Source organism: Synechococcus sp. CBW1004 (assembly GCF_015840715.1).
Taxonomy (GTDB): Bacteria; Cyanobacteriota; Cyanobacteriia; order PCC-6307; family Cyanobiaceae; genus Cyanobium.
Window position 1 is genome coordinate 1,242,434 of sequence record NZ_CP060397.1, and the last position, 19,210, is coordinate 1,261,643.

General features: G+C 54.2%; 18 protein-coding genes and 2 pseudogenes. 2 read left to right on the forward strand and 18 right to left on the reverse strand.

Going from position 1 to position 19,210, the window contains the following annotated elements; translation table 11 throughout:
* Positions 1 to 34 precede the first annotated feature (34 nt).
* Positions 35 to 514 carry a transposase gene (locus H8F25_RS06045; RefSeq protein WP_197212502.1) on the forward strand — a complete coding sequence of 160 codons (480 nt, stop codon included), beginning with the start codon at positions 35 to 37 and terminating at the stop codon, positions 512 to 514.
* Positions 515 to 673: 159 nt separating this feature from the next.
* On the opposite strand, the gene H8F25_RS06050 is transcribed toward H8F25_RS06045, so the two are convergent.
* The 17 genes and pseudogenes from H8F25_RS06050 to H8F25_RS06130 form a co-directional block, all read right to left on the reverse strand.
* Complete coding sequence (locus tag H8F25_RS06050) at positions 674 to 1,765, reverse strand: IS630 family transposase (RefSeq protein ID WP_197210262.1); 1,092 nt, start codon at positions 1,763 to 1,765, stop codon at positions 674 to 676.
* A gap of 236 nt (positions 1,766 to 2,001) precedes the next feature.
* Positions 2,002 to 3,161 (reverse strand): annotated as a pseudogene (locus tag H8F25_RS06055) (IS5 family transposase).
* 50 nt (positions 3,162 to 3,211) lie between these two features.
* The gene (locus H8F25_RS06060; protein WP_231597186.1) at positions 3,212 to 3,349 is read right to left on the reverse strand and encodes a hypothetical protein; all 138 of its coding nucleotides are present in this window, start codon (positions 3,347 to 3,349) and stop codon (positions 3,212 to 3,214) included.
* 104 nt (positions 3,350 to 3,453) lie between these two features.
* A complete protein-coding gene (locus H8F25_RS06065) occupies positions 3,454 to 5,004 on the reverse strand; it encodes an IS5 family transposase (RefSeq protein WP_197210801.1) in 1,551 nt (516 codons plus the stop codon).
* 121 nt (positions 5,005 to 5,125) lie between these two features.
* Positions 5,126 to 5,416: pseudogene (locus H8F25_RS06070) on the reverse strand (transposase); the annotation flags it as partial.
* Positions 5,417 to 5,557: 141 nt separating this feature from the next.
* On the reverse strand, positions 5,558 to 6,019 hold the full coding sequence (locus tag H8F25_RS06075; protein WP_197212503.1) for a hypothetical protein: 462 nt from the start codon (positions 6,017 to 6,019) through the stop codon (positions 5,558 to 5,560).
* 13 nt (positions 6,020 to 6,032) lie between these two features.
* Positions 6,033 to 6,467 carry a sugar phosphate nucleotidyltransferase gene (locus H8F25_RS06080; protein ID WP_197213526.1) on the reverse strand — a complete coding sequence of 145 codons (435 nt, stop codon included), beginning with the start codon at positions 6,465 to 6,467 and terminating at the stop codon, positions 6,033 to 6,035.
* Between the two features lie 226 nt (positions 6,468 to 6,693).
* Positions 6,694 to 7,677, reverse strand: a complete 984-nt coding sequence (locus H8F25_RS06085; protein WP_197212504.1) for an IS5 family transposase — start codon at positions 7,675 to 7,677, stop codon at positions 6,694 to 6,696.
* Positions 7,678 to 7,772: 95 nt separating this feature from the next.
* Entirely contained in the window at positions 7,773 to 8,897 is a 1,125-nt protein-coding gene (locus H8F25_RS06090) for a glycosyltransferase (protein ID WP_197212505.1), read from the reverse strand.
* A gap of 28 nt (positions 8,898 to 8,925) precedes the next feature.
* Positions 8,926 to 9,483, reverse strand: coding sequence for a class I SAM-dependent methyltransferase (locus H8F25_RS06095; RefSeq protein WP_231597189.1), 558 nt, complete (start codon positions 9,481 to 9,483; stop codon positions 8,926 to 8,928).
* An 840-nt stretch (positions 9,484 to 10,323) separates the two neighbouring features.
* Entirely contained in the window at positions 10,324 to 11,391 is a 1,068-nt protein-coding gene (locus H8F25_RS06100) for a glycosyltransferase (protein WP_231597190.1), read from the reverse strand.
* Complete coding sequence (locus H8F25_RS06105; protein ID WP_197212509.1) at positions 11,388 to 12,221, reverse strand: hypothetical protein; 834 nt, start codon at positions 12,219 to 12,221, stop codon at positions 11,388 to 11,390. Before H8F25_RS06105 ends, H8F25_RS06100 begins: the two co-directional genes overlap by 4 nt.
* A complete protein-coding gene (locus H8F25_RS06110) occupies positions 12,218 to 13,555 on the reverse strand; it encodes a glycosyltransferase (protein ID WP_231597191.1) in 1,338 nt (445 codons plus the stop codon). Before H8F25_RS06110 ends, H8F25_RS06105 begins: the two co-directional genes overlap by 4 nt.
* Positions 13,518 to 14,003: a methyltransferase domain-containing protein gene (locus H8F25_RS06115; protein WP_197212512.1), complete on the reverse strand. Its 486-nt coding sequence runs from the start codon at positions 14,001 to 14,003 to the stop codon at positions 13,518 to 13,520. The genes H8F25_RS06110 and H8F25_RS06115 overlap by 38 nt, the downstream gene beginning before the upstream one ends.
* Positions 14,004 to 14,186: 183 nt before the next feature.
* Entirely contained in the window at positions 14,187 to 15,134 is a 948-nt protein-coding gene (locus H8F25_RS06120) for a glycosyltransferase family 2 protein (protein WP_197212514.1), read from the reverse strand.
* On the reverse strand, positions 15,131 to 15,937 hold the full coding sequence (locus tag H8F25_RS06125) for a sulfotransferase family 2 domain-containing protein (protein ID WP_231597192.1): 807 nt from the start codon (positions 15,935 to 15,937) through the stop codon (positions 15,131 to 15,133). Before H8F25_RS06125 ends, H8F25_RS06120 begins: the two co-directional genes overlap by 4 nt.
* Positions 15,938 to 16,157: 220 nt before the next feature.
* On the reverse strand, positions 16,158 to 17,699 hold the full coding sequence (locus H8F25_RS06130) for an IS5 family transposase (protein ID WP_197212518.1): 1,542 nt from the start codon (positions 17,697 to 17,699) through the stop codon (positions 16,158 to 16,160).
* A 378-nt stretch (positions 17,700 to 18,077) separates the two neighbouring features.
* On the opposite strand from H8F25_RS06130, the gene H8F25_RS06135 reads away from it, so the two are divergent.
* Positions 18,078 to 18,497, forward strand: coding sequence for a transposase (locus H8F25_RS06135; protein WP_197212520.1), 420 nt, complete (start codon positions 18,078 to 18,080; stop codon positions 18,495 to 18,497).
* Between the two features lie 141 nt (positions 18,498 to 18,638).
* Here H8F25_RS06135 and H8F25_RS06140 read toward each other — a convergent pair whose 3' ends face one another.
* On the reverse strand, positions 18,639 to 19,100 hold the full coding sequence (locus H8F25_RS06140; protein WP_197212521.1) for a transposase: 462 nt from the start codon (positions 19,098 to 19,100) through the stop codon (positions 18,639 to 18,641).
* Between the last annotated feature and the right edge of the window lie 110 nt (positions 19,101 to 19,210).

Consider the following 19,210-nt stretch of genomic DNA (forward strand, 5'->3'; position numbering starts at 1 on the left):
AGAGAGCCACATCCTCAAAGGTGGGGACAGTTGAATGCAGTGCTACAACTGCCAGGCTGCTGTCGATGCTTACCACCAAATCATCGTGGCGGTTGGGGTCAGCAGCCAGGCAGCCGACCAGCAGCACGTCGTTCCCATACTGGAGCGGATCGTGGACAACACCGGCTACCTGCCACTGAAGCTGATCGCCGACGCTGGCTACTGCAGCACAGGCATCATTGGTGTTTGCGAGCAGCGCGGGCTGGATGCCTTGCTCTCCATCAACTGCCAGGACCACGGCAAACGGCCTCGGCCATCAAGGGGGCCAGCACCCGAGGATCTGAATGCACGGGGCCGGATGGACCGCAAGTTGCCCTCCAAAGCCGGGCAGGCGATCTACGAGCTGCGCAAGCTCATTGTTGAGCCTGTCTTTGGTCTGATCAAAGGGACATGGTGGCTGGATTTCTTCCTGTTGCGGGGCCTAGAGAAGGTGAACGGCGATTGGGCACTGATAGCTATCACCCACAACACCTGAAAAGTGTACAGAGGAAGAGCTGTAGCCGCTTGGGGGAGCGGCCATTCATCAGGGCCGCTCAGCACCGGATCCGAAAACATCGCTCAAAGATCCTCTCTCCGAAAGAGCAGAGGGAGCCGGAGGTAAAGTAGCCTTTCTGCTGAAATGTGCGACAGCATCCTAGTGTGCCGTCCCAGAGATTTGCGCACAAAGCCGCTGGAGCTTCTCCAGGATTGAGTCAGCTGTCGCCGTCCAGTTGAACGGGGCCTTGGTCGTGTTGTAGGCGGCCACAAACTGCTCGATCCTGGCGATCAGCTCTTTGACGCTGGAGAAGCTGCCGCGCCGGATTGCCCGCTGGGTGATCAGTCCAAACCAGCGCTCCACCTGGTTGAGCCAGGAGGCGTAGGTGGGGGTGTAGTGGACGTGGAAACGGGGACGCTGGGCCAGCCAGGCACGCACCTTGGCGTGCTTGTGGGTGCAGTAGTTGTCCACGATCAAGTGCAGGTCCAGATCCTCGGGGACGGACTTCTCGATCTGCCTGAGGAACCCCAGGAACTCCTGGTGGCGGTGCCGGGGTTTGCACTGAGTGATTACCTCACCGGTCGCCACGTCCAGCGCGGCAAACAGGGTCGTGGTGCCGTGGCGGATGTAGTCATGCGTCACACCCTCCACGTAGCCCAGCCCCATGGGCAGCAGCGGTTGGGTGCGGTCGAGGGCCTGGATCTGCGTCTTCTCGTCGACGCAGAGCACCATCGCCTTGTCGGGCGGGTTCAGGTACAGGCCAACGATGTCCCGAACCTTCTCCACAAAGAACGGATCGGTGGAGAGCTTGAACGATTTCTGCCGGTGGGGCTGGAGCGAGAAGGTCTGCAGCCAGCGGTGAACCGTGGACTTGGAGATCCCTGTTTCTGCGGCCAAAGTCCGAGCGCTCCAGTGCGTGCTGCCATCGGTTGGCTTGCTCTGCAGGGCTCGGTTGATCACCTCCGCCACCGTGTCGTCCTCATAGGTCCGCGGGCGGCCTGAACGGAGCTCGTCGTGCAGCCCCTCGATCCCCAGATCGAGGTAGCGCTGCCGCCATTTGCCCACCGTTGCGCTGCGAACGCCAAATCGCTTGGCAACTGAGGTGTTGGTGTCACCAGCTGCGCAGGCCAGGACGATCTGCGCCCGCTGAACGATCGAATGGGGCAAGGACCTTGATCCAGCCAGGCTCTGGAGCTGGCTGGCCTCATCAGCCGACAGCTCCAGAGGAGCCATGGGGCGCCCGCTTGGCATGAAACGACCCCCTCGGGAGACACTTCATATTGTAGCGGCTATTTGCGGGACGGCACACTAGGAGCTTGCGGAAAAACCGTCAGAAACGCCGCGTTCCTCCCTCGCGTGATCTGATTACGCGCTGTTCGGGCTGGATTCGTTGATTCAGCGGTTCAGAACGCCAGATTTCAGGCGTTTTGCCCCGTTGGGGCTTCCTGGAAGCCGCCTCGTTGGCACACCTCTGGGCAACCACCTGTTCATGCCGCCGCCATCGCCGGTTTGAGCAGGTTGCCCAGCCGGATCAGGTTGTAGGCGATCACGTGCAGGCCAAACACTGCACCCACCTTTTCGGTGCCGCGCAGCTTGAACTGACGCAGACCGCCCCACTGCTTGATCCAGCCAAACACCTTCTCGATGCCGCGGCGGGCATTGATCGACTTGCCGTAGCCCTCATGGCGAGTGGTGCGGCCATCAATGGCGGAACCACCAGAGCGAGCAGTGTTCTGAGCCACGTGAGGTGTGACTCCGATGCGGCGCATCTCTGCGACAAAGCCCCTGGTGTCGTAGTTCTTGTCGGCACCGATCGTTTTCTGGTGGGCACCGGGACGATCTGCCGCCATCACCTTGGCGGCATCCCGCTCTCCGGTGCCCGTCGCTTGCGTGACGCGACAGTCGACGATCAGGGCATGGCGGTTGTCCATGAGCACGTGCCCCCGGTAGCTGGGCAACGCCGGATGGGCCTTGGATTTGCGGCACAGCAAGGCATCCGGATCGACGCCGGAGCGATGGGTCTTGTTGCTGAGCTTGATGCCGCGGAAATCCCCTTTCGCGCGCTTCCTGCCGGGCTTTGGAGCACCAAAGCCCTCGCCAGGGCCCGATGGCGGCGGCGGCGGATCGTCCTGCCCATCAATTCGCTCCAGCGAGGCATGGGACGCCCAGGCCTGCAGCAGGGTGCCATCCACCGAGAAGTGCTCATCGCTGAGCAGCGGCCTGACCTCCGGCGCACCCATCAACTTCTCCAGGAAGCGCCCCATCACCTCCTCGTTGAGCAGCCGCTCGCGGTTCTTGGTGAACGTTGTCGGATGCCAGATCGGATCATCCGGGCTGAGGCCCACGTAGCCGCAGGCCCGGCGAAGCCGTAGCAGCGAAAGAGCAGGTTGTAGTGGAGCTGCTCCAGCAGCAACCGCTCCGATCGGATCCCGTAGAACGCCTGCAGCAACGAGGCCAGAAGCAGCTGCTCGGGCGGCACCGATGGCCGGCCTTCTGAGGCGTACAGCGCGCAGAAGGTGGGATTGAGTCGATCAAGGGCCTGATCGGCCAGCTTGCGGATCCGCCGCAGCGGATGACTGGCCGGAATCCGATCCTCGACCGAGACGTAGGAGAACAGCGAGCCGGTGCGCTCCTGTCGACCTCGCATCACAGGGTGGGCGGTTGCCCCATTTTCGCAGGGATGGGCGGGTTTTTCAGCTAACTCTTAAGCATCACGCCCTTCTCCCGCAGGCTCTGGTTCACCGTCTCCAGGATCTGCTCTGCTATCCGATTCTCTTCCAGGAGGTGGCGGAAGTTCAGGATCGTCGTCTCGTCAGGGATCCGGTCCTCAACCATGTCGGGACTCCTGAAAAAGATTCTCGGCCCATCGGCGCCGAATTCGTCCGTTTGCTTCGCGTTAATCAGGCCGGCAAGCGCCGTGACATCAAGTGGGCCAGATCTCAAAAGTCTGGCTTGCAGATGACCGCAGGAGCTCTGATCGCTGACCAGGCCATAAGAAAGCTGTAGATCCACCCAAAAAGAAGGGCAAAAAAGAGGCGCAGCAGCCTCAAGACCTTTTCCGCGCACATCACGACAAAGGCCATTGAGATGGAGGATTCGGCACCAGCTGGTAGACGAACCATGATCAGATCCAGGGAATACTTGCGCTTTCCATATCCAAAGACGCCTTCCACTTCATTGCGTCGAGCTTGATCAGATCGGAGCTGCTGCTTGTGTGCAGTGGTGACATCAGGATCCTTGGGCGGGCGGCCCAATCGCTTGCCGGAGAGGCGAATACCGTTCCTCATGCAGAAATGCCTATTCTTGGCCGTGATATAAATCCGGTCGGCGCAGATGCGCTCTGGGTAAGATCCTGTATCCAGCTTGTATTTTTCCGCCTGAGCGATCAGGTCTTCTCCTTCGTTGTAGGGGTTCCAGCTGATGCGGTGCAAGAACGGAAAGCCGTTTTGAACCGAAACACTGATTTTGGCACCAAACTCCACCGCAGCACGTGCTTTGCCTCGCACCATTGGGCGGATATGGGTCTGCACAAGATTCACCAGGCGGTCTGGAATGCTGTTGGTCTGAGAGGCGAGCAGAAGGCCCTGCTGCCGCTCCAACTCGCTGCAGGCCAACAACTTCTGCCACCAATGCCTCTTGAGCTCAGAAAGCGTTGCCCCACAGCCGATCAGAGCATCAATGGCTTTGAGATTCTGCCGCACATATCCAAGCTGATGTTTAATGGCAGCCTTCACTTTTCGGCGGCGTGGCCGTTTTTGCTTCGCCACTCTCAGGAAATGAGCACGAGCAAGGCCACGGTCGTAGCGAGGTCGATGTCTCCTGAATCCCGATGACTGACTGCACAGATCATCAATGACTCGCTCGGTCGTTGTGCGAGCCTCGCTGAGGAGCCTGAGGTCTCTGGGATAGGTAATGTCGGCAGGAGTGCAACTAGCATCAATCGTGAGAGTGCCCCAATTCTTTCCTTCTGGCCAGTCAGCAGGCTTGATCAACGCATCAAGTTCCAGCTGAGCGCCTCCTCCTCTGGAATCAGGATCATCATGGTCGTCATCGTCTGCTACCTGAGCAAGTGCTTCCAGAAGGATCTCTTTGCCGCGCTGCACCACCAGCTCATTGATACGGCGCAGATCCTCGTCAGAAAAGCGTTTGCGAAAATGCACCATCATCGAGGCATCAAACGGTGCCTTGGCTGTGTAACCCGCAAAGCCGAGAAAGAACTGCATATAGGCGTTCTCTCTGATCTGATGGACAGTCTCTTCGTCGGTTAACCCCAACTTCTGTTTGATGTAGAGAGCACCAAAGGCCATCCGCACTGATTTGGCTGGAGCGCCAATTGTGGCGTTGAATTGAGGGGCATAGGCTTGTTCCAGCTCATCCCATGGCATCAGCCCCTCCAGTTGAACCCAGCGATTCTCGGGATCAAGTGTGCCGCCAAATGGCAGGTGGAACTCCTTGATTGAGATCTGACCGTTATTGTGCCTCCGGTACATCTGGAGTGATCAGGAGTAAAGGCAATCACGGATTGCCTGGTTCACGGCCATTTTAGCGGCTTCTCATGCTTGAGACCAGCCGCGGCGCAATGGATCTGGATTTTTCAGGAGTCCCCATGTCGATCCCAGCAAAGCGGCGGAAGCAGGGGGTATCGATCAGCATCTCCTCCATCAAGGGATCGGAAAGCGTGAACCACTGCTGCAGCAGGTGGATGCGCAGCATCACCTCCAGCGGAAACGGTGGGCGCCCGCCCTTGGCAGAAGGCCTGTAGTACACAGGCGAAATCAAGGCCAGGAAAGGATCCCAGGGCACTGTGGCTTCCATCTCATCGAGGAAGCGCTGCCGGCGCGTTTTCTTCTTGGCGTAGGTCTGCTCGTAGTCCGTGAAACCCAACTGGAGGGGGGCCGCCATCCGCTGCCAGTCTCATTATTGGAACTGTACTGATTCTATCGGGTTATTCAGGGGTTCCCTAAGCCAGGAATGGCTGATTACAGGCCATCCTATCATGAGATTCCTGTTGGAATCAACTGCGGGGCAGTGGGTCTGGGATTCTCAGCAGGCCCTAAGTAAATTATGGTCGAGATAGGCTGTCGGACCGTTTGTGCTTTCCCTGTCCCAATGATCGCTGATCGATAGCGCAGCATCCATCAATTGCCTCATCAGAACAATAACAGTGATATTGAATTTATTAATCAAAGAGAGACTGTGCTCGCTGGCTCGGCAATGGTGCTGGGCAATTATATTTTTATTGAATCGAGCTGGACTCAGCATGCTTCTCATAATTGCACCACGCTCAAGCTCTTGATCCCTTCGTCCATAGGTAGGCACAAAATCAGCACGAGCCCATCCCGGAAGCAAGGTTATCTTTGATCTGATGAAAGTTGATCCTGATTTAGGGAAGCAGGCAAGTAAAACTTGTTTTTTATGGCGTTTTGAGCGTGATGCTATCAACGAATCTGCGGGTAGATTAATTAACGCATTAGCTGTTTTTTTGATGATCGGCTTGGGATTCATTTTTTAAAAAATTTTAGGCAATGGCGCTTTGCCAGAATTGCCAGGGGGCGTTGCCGCCGGCCCACAGCTCTTCCAGGCGCGTACGGTCGCGCAGCGTATCCATCGGCTGCCAGAAGCCCGGATGACGATAAGCGCTCAGCTGTCCGTCGGCAGCCAGCTGCGGCAGCACATCTCCTTCCCAGCTGGTGTGATCCCCAGTGATCCGATCCAGAACACAAGGCTCCAGCACAAAGAAGCCACCGTTGATCCAGGCGTTGTCGCCATCGGGCTTTTCCTGAAATCTCTGCACCGCATCACCCTCAAGATGGAGAGCCCCGTAGCGACCGGGAGGTTGCACCGCTGTGAGCGTGGCTTGACGGCCCTGGCTCCTGTGATGATGCACCAGTGCGCCGATGTCTACATTCGCTACCCCATCGCCATAGGTGAAGCCGAAGCTGCTGTCCTCCAGATAAGAACGTACCCGAGCTAGCCGTCCACCGGCTTGGGGAAGCTCTGATCAAGACCGGGAATTGAGCGCAAGCGTGTCTCATTCTCGTCAATGAGACACAAGTGGGGTATTTTGTCCTTGGCTACTCGCCAGGTGCTCCAATCCAGGGCCTGACTGGCTTATTTCTCGTGAGTTCCCCGATCATTTTTGGCTGCTCACCCTCAAGATGGCACACTTATTCTGTCATTTACGCTGTAGAAGGACAACGTTCGCGCACCATCCAGAGATTGGCGAGGGCAAACAGCATCGTCAGCTTGAGGTTGTTCTTGCGGATGCCTCGGTAGAAGACCTTCCGAAATCCAAACTGGCACTTGATGATCCGAAATGGATGCTCCACCTTTGCCCTGACATGTGCTTTCGCCGCCTCCATCAGATCCAGCAGTCTTCCCTCTGGGGTGTCCGGTAGAACTCGGCGCTGTCCGGGCTTCATGGCGATGCGCATCTCTGCTTCGCAGTCCTTGAACGCCTCACGCTTTTCGATGCCGATGTGGCCAGAGTCGCCGTAGATCACGCGTTCCTCGCCATGGACGCGATCGGGTGCCGTGTTCAGCTCATGGACGTTGGCAGCCGTGCTCACCACGGAATGGACCAGACCCGAGGCTGCATCCACACCGATGTGGCACCGCATCCCAAAGAACCACTGGTTGCCTTTGGCCACCGAGTGCATTTCAGGATCCCACTCGCCCGTCTTGTTCTTGGTTGAACTGGGAGCGTTGATGATTGTGGCATCGAGGATCGTACCCTCCTTAAGCATCACGCCCTTCTCCCGCAGGCTCTGGTTCACCGTCTCCAGGATCTGCTCTGCTATCCGATTCTCTTCCAGGAGGTGGCGGAAGTTCAGGATCGTCGTCTCGTCAGGGATCCGGTCCTCAACCATGTCGATCCCAGCAAAGCGGCGGAAGCAGGGGGTATCGATCAGCATCTCCTCCATCAAGGGATCGGAAAGCGTGAACCACTGCTGCAGCAGGTGGATGCGCAGCATCACCTCCAGCGGAAACGGTGGGCGCCCGCCCTTGGCAGAAGGCCTGTGGTACACAGGCGAAATCAAGGCCAGGAAAGGATCCCAGGGCACTGTGGCTTCCATCTCATCGAGGAAGCGCTGCCGGCGCGTTTTCTTCTTGGCGTAGGTCTGCTCGTAGTCCGTGAAACCCAACTGGAGGGGGGCCGCCATCCGCTGCCAGTCTCATTATTGGAACTGTACTGATTCTATCGGGTTTTTCAGGGGTTCCCTAGAGCGATCTCCGGGGGCCAAGTCACTTTCCCTTACTACTCACTGCCAGATGCTTTTTGTTCAGCATATGAATTGACCAGAATAGATGCAAGCTTTGAGATTTGTGTATCCAGAGAGAATTTTTCAATTGCGTTTTTGCGAGCATTTATTCCCATCTCAGCGGCAAAGTGTTTGTCACGGGCTAACAATATGATATTTGTTGCCATTGCATGAATATCTAGTTCGTTAGACAACAGCCCTGTGTGGCCATGAATCACAATATCAGGAATACCCGCATGCTTTGTCGCTACAACTGGCAGGCCAATCATTTGAGCTTCAATGATCGAGAGTGGCAATCCTTCACTATCGCCTTCGATTGAGTTTATAGAATGGTGAACAAAAGCTCGTGATTTCTTTAGGTGTTGCACTATCTTTTCTGGCACAAGGATTCCTGGGAAAGAAATGTGTGATCTTAGCCCAAGTGCAGCCACTAGGCTCTTGCAAGCACTAAGTAATGGACCATCACCAATCATTAGCAGCCTCGCATTGGGAATACTCGATACCACGAGATTAAATGATAAAATTAAAAGATGAGGAGCTTTCTTTTCAACAAACCTTCCAACAGCTATGAAATTTGGCGGTGAAGAGTCAGGCGCGGCTCCAATAAAAACGGATGAATCAACGCCATAATGATTTAATTTTACTTTGCTGGGTGGAGCCCCTAAGCTACGAATCTGAGCTTTCATTGACTCGGATACGACAATAAGAGCAGAAGCTTTGCGGAAAAAGCTAATATATTCTTGTCGGTTTAGCTCAAGAGTTGGTTTATGATGAGCATCGAAACCGTGAAAATGTACAACGTATGGAATACCGGCTTTTTCTAAAAACTTGTGGAATTTGCCAGCCGTAGTGCCAAACTCGAAAATACAAATGTCGATTTTTGCTAAGTTAAGACATAATGGGACGTAAGTTTTCCATATCCAATGATTGTTTTGATAAAATGGTGACAAGAATTTATCTAGCCAGCACAGCAACCGGTAACAAAACGAGTTTGGGGTCTTTATTAAGGGGATCTCTCTACCGGTAAACACAACCTTTTCAAATGGAAGAAATCTTATGTGATTTTCTATGAATGTTTCTGAATATGCTTTTTGGTGTGGTGAAAAGATTGCAAGTTTCACGATATCTGCAGAGGTAGGAGGAAATTTATTATTTTTCTAATGAATAGGTAATACTGCTAAATGGGAGAAGAAAGCTTATGAACGTGTTTTCATAGTTTCGAGGATTAGCAATGGCACGTCTTGACACAAGTTCTGAAATGAAATTGGTAAGTAAGCCTCTGTCAGAATCTAGTTTTACCTTTAAGGATGTGAAGCCAGGCTCAAAAAAACGATATTGGTCAAAGAGATACTTTGAATGAACATAATAATCCATGGACATGATGCTAAATTGGCGGACATGCGTGGGATCCACGACCGAGTAAGCAGATCTAAAATAGGGTGTTTTCGCGATAAATTGGCCTCCAGGTTTCAGAACTCTATGGATTTCTTTCATTAAAGGTATAAAGTTGTTGATATGTTCGATAACCTGGTCTGCCCAAATGAGATCTACATAATCGTCCTTGAATGGTAAAGGTTGAGATTCAAGGTCTGTAACGATATCTGTTTGTTCAAACGATGTGCGATCAATGCCAATGGTTCCTGGGGTTTTCTTCCGGCCACAACCAAGGTCAATAGCGACCGCACCACTGAAAGCGGCTTTTGACACTGCTTCCCTTAGGTTGCTGACCTTATTAATATCTATAGTCATGATTCTTGCCAATTGAACTTTTTATGTGTGAAGAGATGATGGATTGCTTAACTCGTTATGCACGTAAAACGATTTGGTGGTGGATTGGCACAAAACAGGAGAAAGACTATGTCCCGCAATGTGAAAGTTGTCTCGATGGTTTATCCCTGGCTGATCGCCAGCGTCTCCGTAGCACAGATTAGCAATGAGTGTCTTTGAACTTCTGCTTAGCAGTAGCTGCCATAAAGAAGCATGTTGGCTTGATGGATACTGTTGCTATCGCTACTGATGCCAATTCTACGATTTCGACCATGACCGCCGGTTCACGGGGCTATAATACTAATCCTCTGCACCTCAGTTCACGCTCATGTTAGAAATAGTTATTTTAGCGATGATATTGCATCTCACCATAAAGCTATTGTTTTATTCTGTTCGGGAAGGCTAAATCCGGAATTCCTTGCTTGAGATTATCTGCTATGAGGGTGTGCTTTGCGCTACTAGCTAGCCAATCCTAATCAAGACATGTTCAAAGCTGGTTTGCGCTTGGGTTTGGGAGATAGTCCTCGTCAATACAGTGATTCTATTGCGTCATGAGTTTTATCCGTCACTAATACAGTCCACAGTTTCCATACTGACGCTATGACGAAGACTCCAACATCGACCCGCGTTTTCTTACGTTTAAAGATCATTCACGGCTTCAGGTCAATAATCATGGGCGGCAGGTTGTAAGCCATTGATTTAAGAGGTTTACATGGAGTTCAGAAGGCGTATATGCGAAATAACCGTAATGACTTTAAAGGTGGATTATCGGAGCACTGATTAGATTGTATAATGTTCTAATGCGGATCTCAGGCGTGTGCCGAGGGCAAGCCGCCGCCGCAGCAGCATCGATCCATAAGTCAGGGGTTGTATAGCCAGCCGCGAGACCAGAAGACAGAAGCCCAACGGCGCCCGGCGCAGCAGTCGGGGCGCTTGGCTGATCAGGATCGTCCAGCTCTGGCACCAATGTGCGATTCGCCCGTGTTGCGGCATGGCCTGGTCCATGCCAAGGATCCAGAGTTCGCGACTGCTCAGCTCGTGCGTGAAGCGATGGAAGAAATAGGCATCGAGGGTATCGATGCACTCGCGGCTGCGGCGCAGGCGGTTGAGCCGGTCGGCATTGTGCCAGAGGCCGCCCTCGTGGCGTCGATAGAAGGAAACCGTGAGGTCAAGAACCACGCAGGATCCTCGCGCTAGCAGGTAGCCCATCAACATGGTGATCCAGCCGATGATGTCGGGAAAACGGGGGTAGGTGAGCAGGTGTTCAGCGCGAATCACCAAAGTGGATGTATGCACAGGGTAACGGCGCAGGATGTCGCGAAGGGTGTAAGTGGGCTTTACCGGTAGGCAGGGCGTGCGGTTGGCCGTAGCCGCTGCTACGCAGGCAGCTTCGGGGTGGCGATGCAGGAGGTCAAGCTGAAGAGTGAGTTTCTCGGGATGGATCCAGTAGTCATCGCCCTCGAGAAGAGCCAGATGGGGAGCGCGGGCATGGGCCACCAGGCGCAGAAAATTGGCCGTGATGCCAACGTTGCGCTCCGCATGCAACACGCGGATGTGCTCGGGATGCTGCTGCTGCAGGCGATGGGCCACCTGAAGAGTCTGGTCGCTTGAGGCGTCATCGCCGATCAGCAGTTCGAATGGCTCCGTGAACTGCTGGGTGAGCACACTCATCACTGCCTGCTCGAGATAGGCCTGGTGATTGCGAGTCATCATCAGCACGCTGATGACGGGTTGCTGCATCAGGCGGCCTGGCTCCGAAATTTCTATGGCGGGAATCGCAAGCATCTGCTCACGGGTGATCCAGCCGGCCTCAGGCCACGACCAGGCCCTATCACGTTGGCTGATCATGAGACCACCTTGCCATCGGGTGGAACGACAATGGAAATTGGCACGCTGCCAATGCGGGCCGCCAGCAGGCTGAAAGAGGACTGAAGGGAGCCAAGGATGGCATCGCAGCCAGCCAGGGTGAGAAATTCCACAAACGCATCGATGCCGGCCTGGGGGTGTGATCGATCCAGACAAGCGGGGGGCGACGCAAAAAGCCGTTCACCGAATTCAGCGCGCAGAGGGCCAACCTCCAGAGGGTCGTCGGTGCAGAGCAGAAAGTGGGTGGTGGGGCTTGCGATCAGTCTCTCATGCATTGCTGTAAGGAAGGCGGAGGTGGTGCTGTTGGCAATGGCATGTCGGTGGTCACCCCTACGGATATGCACGCCCACCAGAGGAGCGTTTGTGTGGCGAGCCTGTGCCAGACGGGCTGTGCTTAGACGCTGGATTGAGGGGAGGGGGTGAAAGGGAGCTGGCTGATCGCCACAGTCTTCGAATTCCGCGCAGGTCTGGATCCATTGGAATGGCATCCAGAGGGGAGCAAAGCGAAGCGGACGGCCCCAGGCCTCTCCGGGGTCAACGGGGCGATTGAGACCGAGGCGGAAACTGGAGAACAGCCAACGCGACAGCCGCAGGGCCAGGCGCTGGAGAGGGCGCGATGGGTTCACGGTGATCAGCCGTACGGGGCTGACAAGGTTGAACAGCTGCCCGTTGGGGGTGGCCAGCTCAGCGGTGAGCGGCCAGAGCACCACCACTGCCCGGCGGTAGCGGAGAGCGAAGGCATGGGCTGACCAGAGGGCACGCAGCCGATTGGCCAGGCCGCCCTTGAGTTCAACGACGAACAGCAGGGTCAACGATGCTCCTCGTGGGCGAGTACGGAGCGATACAGCTCGGCGTAGCGGCCTGCTATGTGCCTGGGATGCCACTCTCGAATAGCACGCTGCCTGGCCTCATAAGCAAGGGAGGAGCTGCGAGTGGGATCCGCCAAAACCCAGAGGATGCTGCTGGCCAGGGATGCGGGATCGAAAGGATCAGCGAGTGCACCGCTTGTCCGATCTTCTACGATATCCGGTAGGCCACCGATGCGGAAGCCGACCACGGGGAGTCCGCATGCCTGAGCCTCCAGGCCAGTGTTGGGAAAATTGTCCTGCCGGGAGGGAATCACCAGGACATCGCAGGCGGCGTAGTGGAGGCGGAGCTTTGCGTTGTCTGCGATCACGCCACGGAAATGGACTGGGAAGGGGATGGAAAGGTCTGAATCGCCGCGTTCGGCACCAACGATGACGACCTGAGGTGCGGTGGACCTCTCCTCGATCTGGGAGGACAGGCATTCCAGGGCAGCTTGAAGGAGATCGGCTCCTTTGCGCGGGTCCTCGGTGCCGGCCAGCGCTGTGAAGAGGATCAGCGGCACGCCCTGCGGGAGACCGAGCTGTTGACGGGCCTGATCACGATCAGACGGGGACCAGAGGGTGCAGTCGATCGGGTGTGGGATGACATGGATCGACCAGGAGCGGATCAGTGCGCTGGCGCGGGCTTCATACGCGAGCCATTGGCTGGGGCAGACAATGTGGATCGGTCGGCGCCAGGCGCGACGTTTGCGTTGCCAGGTGAGGCGGTTCAGATCGGGGCCCCGCTCGTGTTCGGGGCGGTTGCCTGGCAGATAACCCTCCACAAAGCGACGATCGTCGGCGGGGGGAAGGCGCACGTAATGCTCAGCACCAAGGAAGGCCCACTGGTCGTGCAGGGTCCAGACCAGGGGCTGGGGAAAGTGGCCCACCTCCTCGATCGAGAGACCGGCTCTACCGATCCAGTGCAGGTGGATCAGCTGGGCGCCTGAGCAGGCGAGCTCGCGACCGACACCAGAATCCGGCCAGCAGATGCTGTGCAGAACGCTATTGCCGTCATCGAAGCGGCTGGGCATGCGGGAGGCGAGCCGGGGACGCAGCCGCCGCCAAATCAGATTCTCGCCCTGGGCTGGGCCCGCAAGAACCGTGGGATCCTGCGAGCAACCATGGATCACCCGCAGCCGTGAGTGAACACCTGTTTCTGCTTCGTTGTCGACAAGGGAGCGGTGAATCCGATAAGCCGCACGGCCAACACCACCAGATTCGTAGGTGCTGAAGTGGGTGACGTTGAATGGTGGGATGATATCAGTCTGATTTGTAGCCAATGGCGTAAATGGATTCATACTTGCGCTGGGGAAGATCCAGCCTATCTTTAAACTCACGCAGAGAAACTCGGTGAAATCCAGCCAGGCGCAAGAAGGCAGGAAGATTTTCGTCGTCAAACATCAGACGATGCTCACCTCCCATGTACGCGATATAATTAATTTGGTCGATCAATGAGCCCGTTTCGAACCAGCCCCGTCTCCAACATCGTGGGTTAGCCTGATCCACAAAATAACGCTTGTGAGTATACGCATCGAGGAAGAGGCGTGCATCGGGTACGCACACCGATAAAGAGCCGCCCGGAATCAAAGCCCGATAGCAGTCCCGCAACAAAGGAACAAGACTGCTGGGGGGCAGATGCTCAAAGACATGGGAAGAGTAGATCTCAGTAACCGAATGATCAGGGAAAGGAATACCATCTGCGAGATCCCAATACAGATCACAATGTTCATTCGCATCGAGCGTCACCCAACCAGCTGGACGCTTGACTTGCCCAGCACCAATGTCCAGATGAACGGGCTGTGGGGTATGAAGTAAATGCGTAACACGGCTTCGCGTCTGCCGTCGGAGGCGCCGCTGTAATCGGTGATGAAGAGCTTGATGGTAAAGAGAACGCAAGGAAGCTTTGATCACTTTGTGCATAAAAAGATTTTAGCGAAGTCCCATCCAGGCAGATGCCCTGGAGAGGCGGCGTCCGATACGCTGCTGGAGAGTACGAAGCTTCCGTCTGCGGATACCACCAAAGTGGTGGGCGTAAGTGTAATTATCAGCATCGCGATGCCTGATTACGAAATCCGGATGGGAGATAGAACCGAGGGGGAGGGCAGGATGGCTTGGGGTCTCGGGGTTGAGGGTATGGGTGGCTCCTTCTCCGAAACCAATGTTGGAGACAAGATTACGAAAAGGTGTAGCAGTTAATGCTCCACGAGTCAGCGCTGCGAAGAACCATTGATAATCCCACCAAGTTATAGGCTCATCACGACGGTAGGTCCGCTCGAAGATTTCAGACCAGTAGGCTGCCTCATATGGATCGTCAAAAATATGCAGAAGCGAGCCCGAATCACGGAAGGACGGCCATTGTTGTAGATAGGGATCAAACTGCTTCCACCGGTCTCGCCATGTTGCCCAACCCCAGGTTAAGGTGTAGCGACTAAAGTAATAACTATCTTTCTGGACAGGGTTGTTCTTAAGGAAGTTATTACCGCTGACACACCATATTCGGGGGTCATCTCGAAATCTACGTAAAAGATGAGCGCAATATGAAAAGAAATCTAGGTTGGGGATGCAATCATCTTCGAGAATAATGCCTTCATCAACTTCATTGAAAAACCAGTCTATTGCTGCTACTGGGCCATCACGACATCCCAAATTAGAATCTGAAAAGTACTTAGCAACATCGCATGGCCAATCTATTGACGAATTAATGACTTTACGGGTATCTTCAACCTTTTGTTCTTCTCCTGAGCGAGAGGGATTAGCTCCGTCACAAAACACAAATATGCGACGGGGCTCTAAAGTTCTAATAACATTGAAAAGGCGGCTAATGGTGCAAGGCCGACGCCATGCAATAAGAAGGATTGGAATGTCTGCTGGGTTCACGGCTTGACATTAACTCCCAATAGACAAAGAGCGCGTTTTTTGATATATTCAACAGTCATATCATATCCATACTCAGTTGCATCATTAGCGTAAAACCACGAAAGTGTGTTGATTGAAGCATTACTTAAAGGCTTCGTAGGGACTATTTGCGGAGACTTAGCTTCCAAGGAGAGGCTCGGCCAACCACTTTTCCATAATGACTTGGCGATCATGTTTGAGCCAAACTCAAACCAGTCAGAAGACAAGGACTCAAACCTGATTATTTGTATTTTGGGGGCAATTGGTAGTCCTGTAGTGTCAAGGTAATCTTGCATTGTTCGTGCGTGAGATGCATCATCATGGCTGGCAATAAAGCCGCTATCGTGAGAAAACAAATATGAAACATACTCGTTTATATCAGGATATTTTTTGTATCTATAGTGACTTCGCCAAGATGAAATAAATCGGTCTAAGGGATGACGTACTACCGAAAAGAATATTAGAGAGGCTAGATCTTGCTTACTGATGAGCCCCAACCAAAAAAGCTCTTTGATTGTTAGGTGCTGTTTACATGTCATAAGATTTTGCCATCCATAAGCTGAATCATGAATTAACGAATACTGAATGCTTTGATTTATGTTGTTAACTAGTAGTTTATTGCATATCGCCTTGCCAATTGGAGTGGAGGCAAGACGATAATAAATCCTTGCTGGTGAATGTGTGCCATGGTTTAGCCGAGACTGAGATAACAGCGACCGCTCGATTGATGTGCCTGCCGTTTTTGGAATATGCACAAAGAAAAGGTTTTTGTTTATGCGAGGCATAGATGTTGGCGATTAATGTTTAATGTAGAGGGGCCTGATTCATTTCAGGTATATACAATTGTTTTTCATGAGGAGGATTTGGAGCTATGGTCTCACTATCATCATGTTCTGATTAGGGACTCCTGAAAAACGACTCGCGTGCCTCACTGGGGCAAGCCGACGAACAGGGGTGATGGCAGCTCGAATCCGCGGCTTTACAGCAACCGGCGATTCGGCTGCCTCAAACTGGCAAATGCTTCTTGGCGCCACCAAGAGCCAGCCAAGACGTTGTAACGCACAAAAACCAGGAATAAATCGCGACAAAAAAGAGGCGGAGGAGCCTCAGGATCTTCTCGGCACACATCACCAGGAATGCCATCGAGATCGTCGTTTCTGCACCCTGAGGCAGGCGAGCCATGATCAACTGAAGTGAATACTTGCGCTTCCCTGAACCAAAGACACCCTCAACCTCGTTTCGCTTGCGCTGGTCAGCGCTGAGCTGCTGCTTGTGCACAGCGTTGACTCCTGGATCCTTCGGTGGCCTCCCAAGTCGTTTGCCAGATAGTCGGATATTGTTCCTCGTACAGAAGTTTCGATTCTTAGTGTTGATGTAGATGCGATCGGCGCAGATGCGCTCAGGGTAGCAGCCATGCTCTCGCTTGTACTTCTTGGCTTGTGAAATCAAGTCTTCGGACTCATTGTACGGATCCCAGCTGATCCTGTGAAGGAAGGCAAAGCCATTGCGCACGGAAACACTAATTTTGGCACCAAACTCAAAAGCGGCTCTTGCTTTGCCACGAGCAATGGGGCGAACATGTCGCTGAATCAAGTTGACGATGCGGTCGGGCATGCTGCGTGTCTTGGAGTACAGCAAGATCGTCTGCTGTCGGTGCAGCTCACTGATCACGAGAAGCTTCTGCCACCAATGCGTCTTGAGACCCGAAAGGGTTGCGCCAGAGGCGATCAGGGCATCGATGGCATCAAGATTGCGCTGCAGGTAGTCGAGCTGGCGGCGTATTGCGGCTTTTGTTTTGCGACGACGTGGCTTTTTCTGCTTGGCGACATTGAGGAAAGCAGGACGCGACCTGCCTCGATCATATCGAGGCTTATGCTTACGCAGATCTGGGTGCTGACTGCGCAGATCATCAATGATTCGTTCGGTTGACTCCCTCGCCTCATTGAGTAGCTTCAGATCAGTGGGATAGGTGATGTCGGCTGGCGTGCAAGAGGCATCGATGGTCAATGTTCCCCAGTTCTTGTCCTCGGGCCAATCTGCTGGCTTCACGAAATCGTCAATGGAGATCTGGGTTCCAGCATCAACACTTGGATCGTCGGGGTGGTCGTCATCTTGCCGTGACGACACAGCCTCGATCACCATGGCCTTACCGCGTTCTGCAATCAGTTCGTTGATCCGCTTGAGGTCATCCTCTGAGAAACGCTTGCGGAAATGCACCATCATCGACGGGTCGAATGGTGATTTACTGGTGTAGCCGGCAAAACCCAAAAAATACTGCATGTATGCATTTTCTCGGATCTGCTCGACGGTTTCCTCATCGCTCAAGCCAAGGCGCTGCTTAATGAACAGCGCACCAAATGCCAATCTCACAGACTTCGCGGGGGCACCAGTCGTGGGGCTGAACTGAGGGGCATACGTTTCTTCCAGCTCATCCCATGGCATCAGAGAGGAGAAGATCACCCAGCGGTTGTCCGGGTCCAATGTTCCGCCAAAAGGGAGATGGAACGCCTCGATTGAAAGCTGCCCGTTATGGTGTTTCCGGTACATCTACTGGGTTGAACAGTTGCAGCAATCATCGATTGCCCCTTGCAAGGCCAGTTTAGCGAGCCTCGACCGCTGAAACCAGCTGCGCTGCAGTCGATCTGGCTTTTTCAGGAGTCCCTGATTAGGTCAGCGTGGGCGCTTCTAAGGCATAACGACCTTTATAAGCCTAGGAATTATTAAAGCAATGTCATCCGGCTCGTGTCTAGCCAAGTATTGCGGATATAAGTCTGTCGCGCATAGATATGCGCCCACCTCCCCAAAGACGCCGTTGAATCCGACCAGATCGCAGTGTCAGCAATACATCTAACTGGGACAATGGGGCATGAGCAAGACTTCCGACTCTGGAATCCAGAGCAGACGCTGCTGCTCCCGCCGTCACCGGTGGACTGGCTGCCAGAGAACCATCTGGTGTTCATCCTTCTGGATTTGGCGGCTGAACTGAATCTCGGCGAGATCAAAGCCTACTTGCGCCAGAAGGATCCCCGCGGTGAGAAGGCGTATGACAAGCGGATGATGGTTATGCTGCTCCTCGATGCCTACTGCGTTGCCCTGCCCGGCGAAAGGAAGATCGAGAAAGCCTGCTGGGAACACGCGAATATCGATGTGTTCACCATAAACCAGCAACCTGATCACAGCCGCATCAGCGATTTCTGGCGCCGCCATCTCGATGCCTTGGCCGGTCTGTTTGTGCAGGTTCTGCGGCTCAGTCAGAAAGCCGGTCTGGCAAGCATGGGACGTGTGGAACTGGACGGCATCAAGATCCGTGCGAATGCCAGCAAGCACAAGGCGATGAGCTACTAGCGGATGCTCAGGTCAGAGCGTCAGCTGGAGGGTGAGATGCGTGCTTTACTGCGCAAGGCCGAGCTGATGGTCGCCCAAGAGGATGACCAATACGGCAGGTGCACACGGGTTGATGAGCTACCGGCGGAGCTGCAGCGACGCTCAAGCAGGCTGGAGGTTGTCGTCATCCTGGAGTCTCGACGTAGCCTCGATCACCATGGCCTTACGGCGTTCTGCGATCACTTCATTGATCCGATTGAGATCCTCTTCAGTGAAACGCTTGCGGAAATGAACCATCATTGATGGGTCGAACGGTGCCTTGCTGGAGTACCCAGCGAAATCCAGTAAAAACTGCATATGTGCATTCTCTCGGATCTGCTCGACGGTTTCCTCCTCGCTCAGACCAAGGCGCTGCTTGATGAACAGCGCACCAAATGCCAGTCTCACAGACTTCGCTGGGGCACCAGTCATGGGGCTGAACTGAGTGACATATGTTTCTTCCAGCTCTTCCCATGGCATCAGAGAGGAGAAGATAACCCAGCGATTGTCCGGGTCTAATGTGCCGCCAAAAGGGAGATGGAACGCCTCGATTGAAAGCTGCCCGTTATAGTGTTTTTTGTACATCTACTGGGTTGAACGGCCACAGCAATCATCGATTGCCCCTTGGCAAGGTCAGTTTAGCGAGCCTCGACCGCTGAAACCAACTGCGCCGCAGTCGATCTGGCATTTTCAGG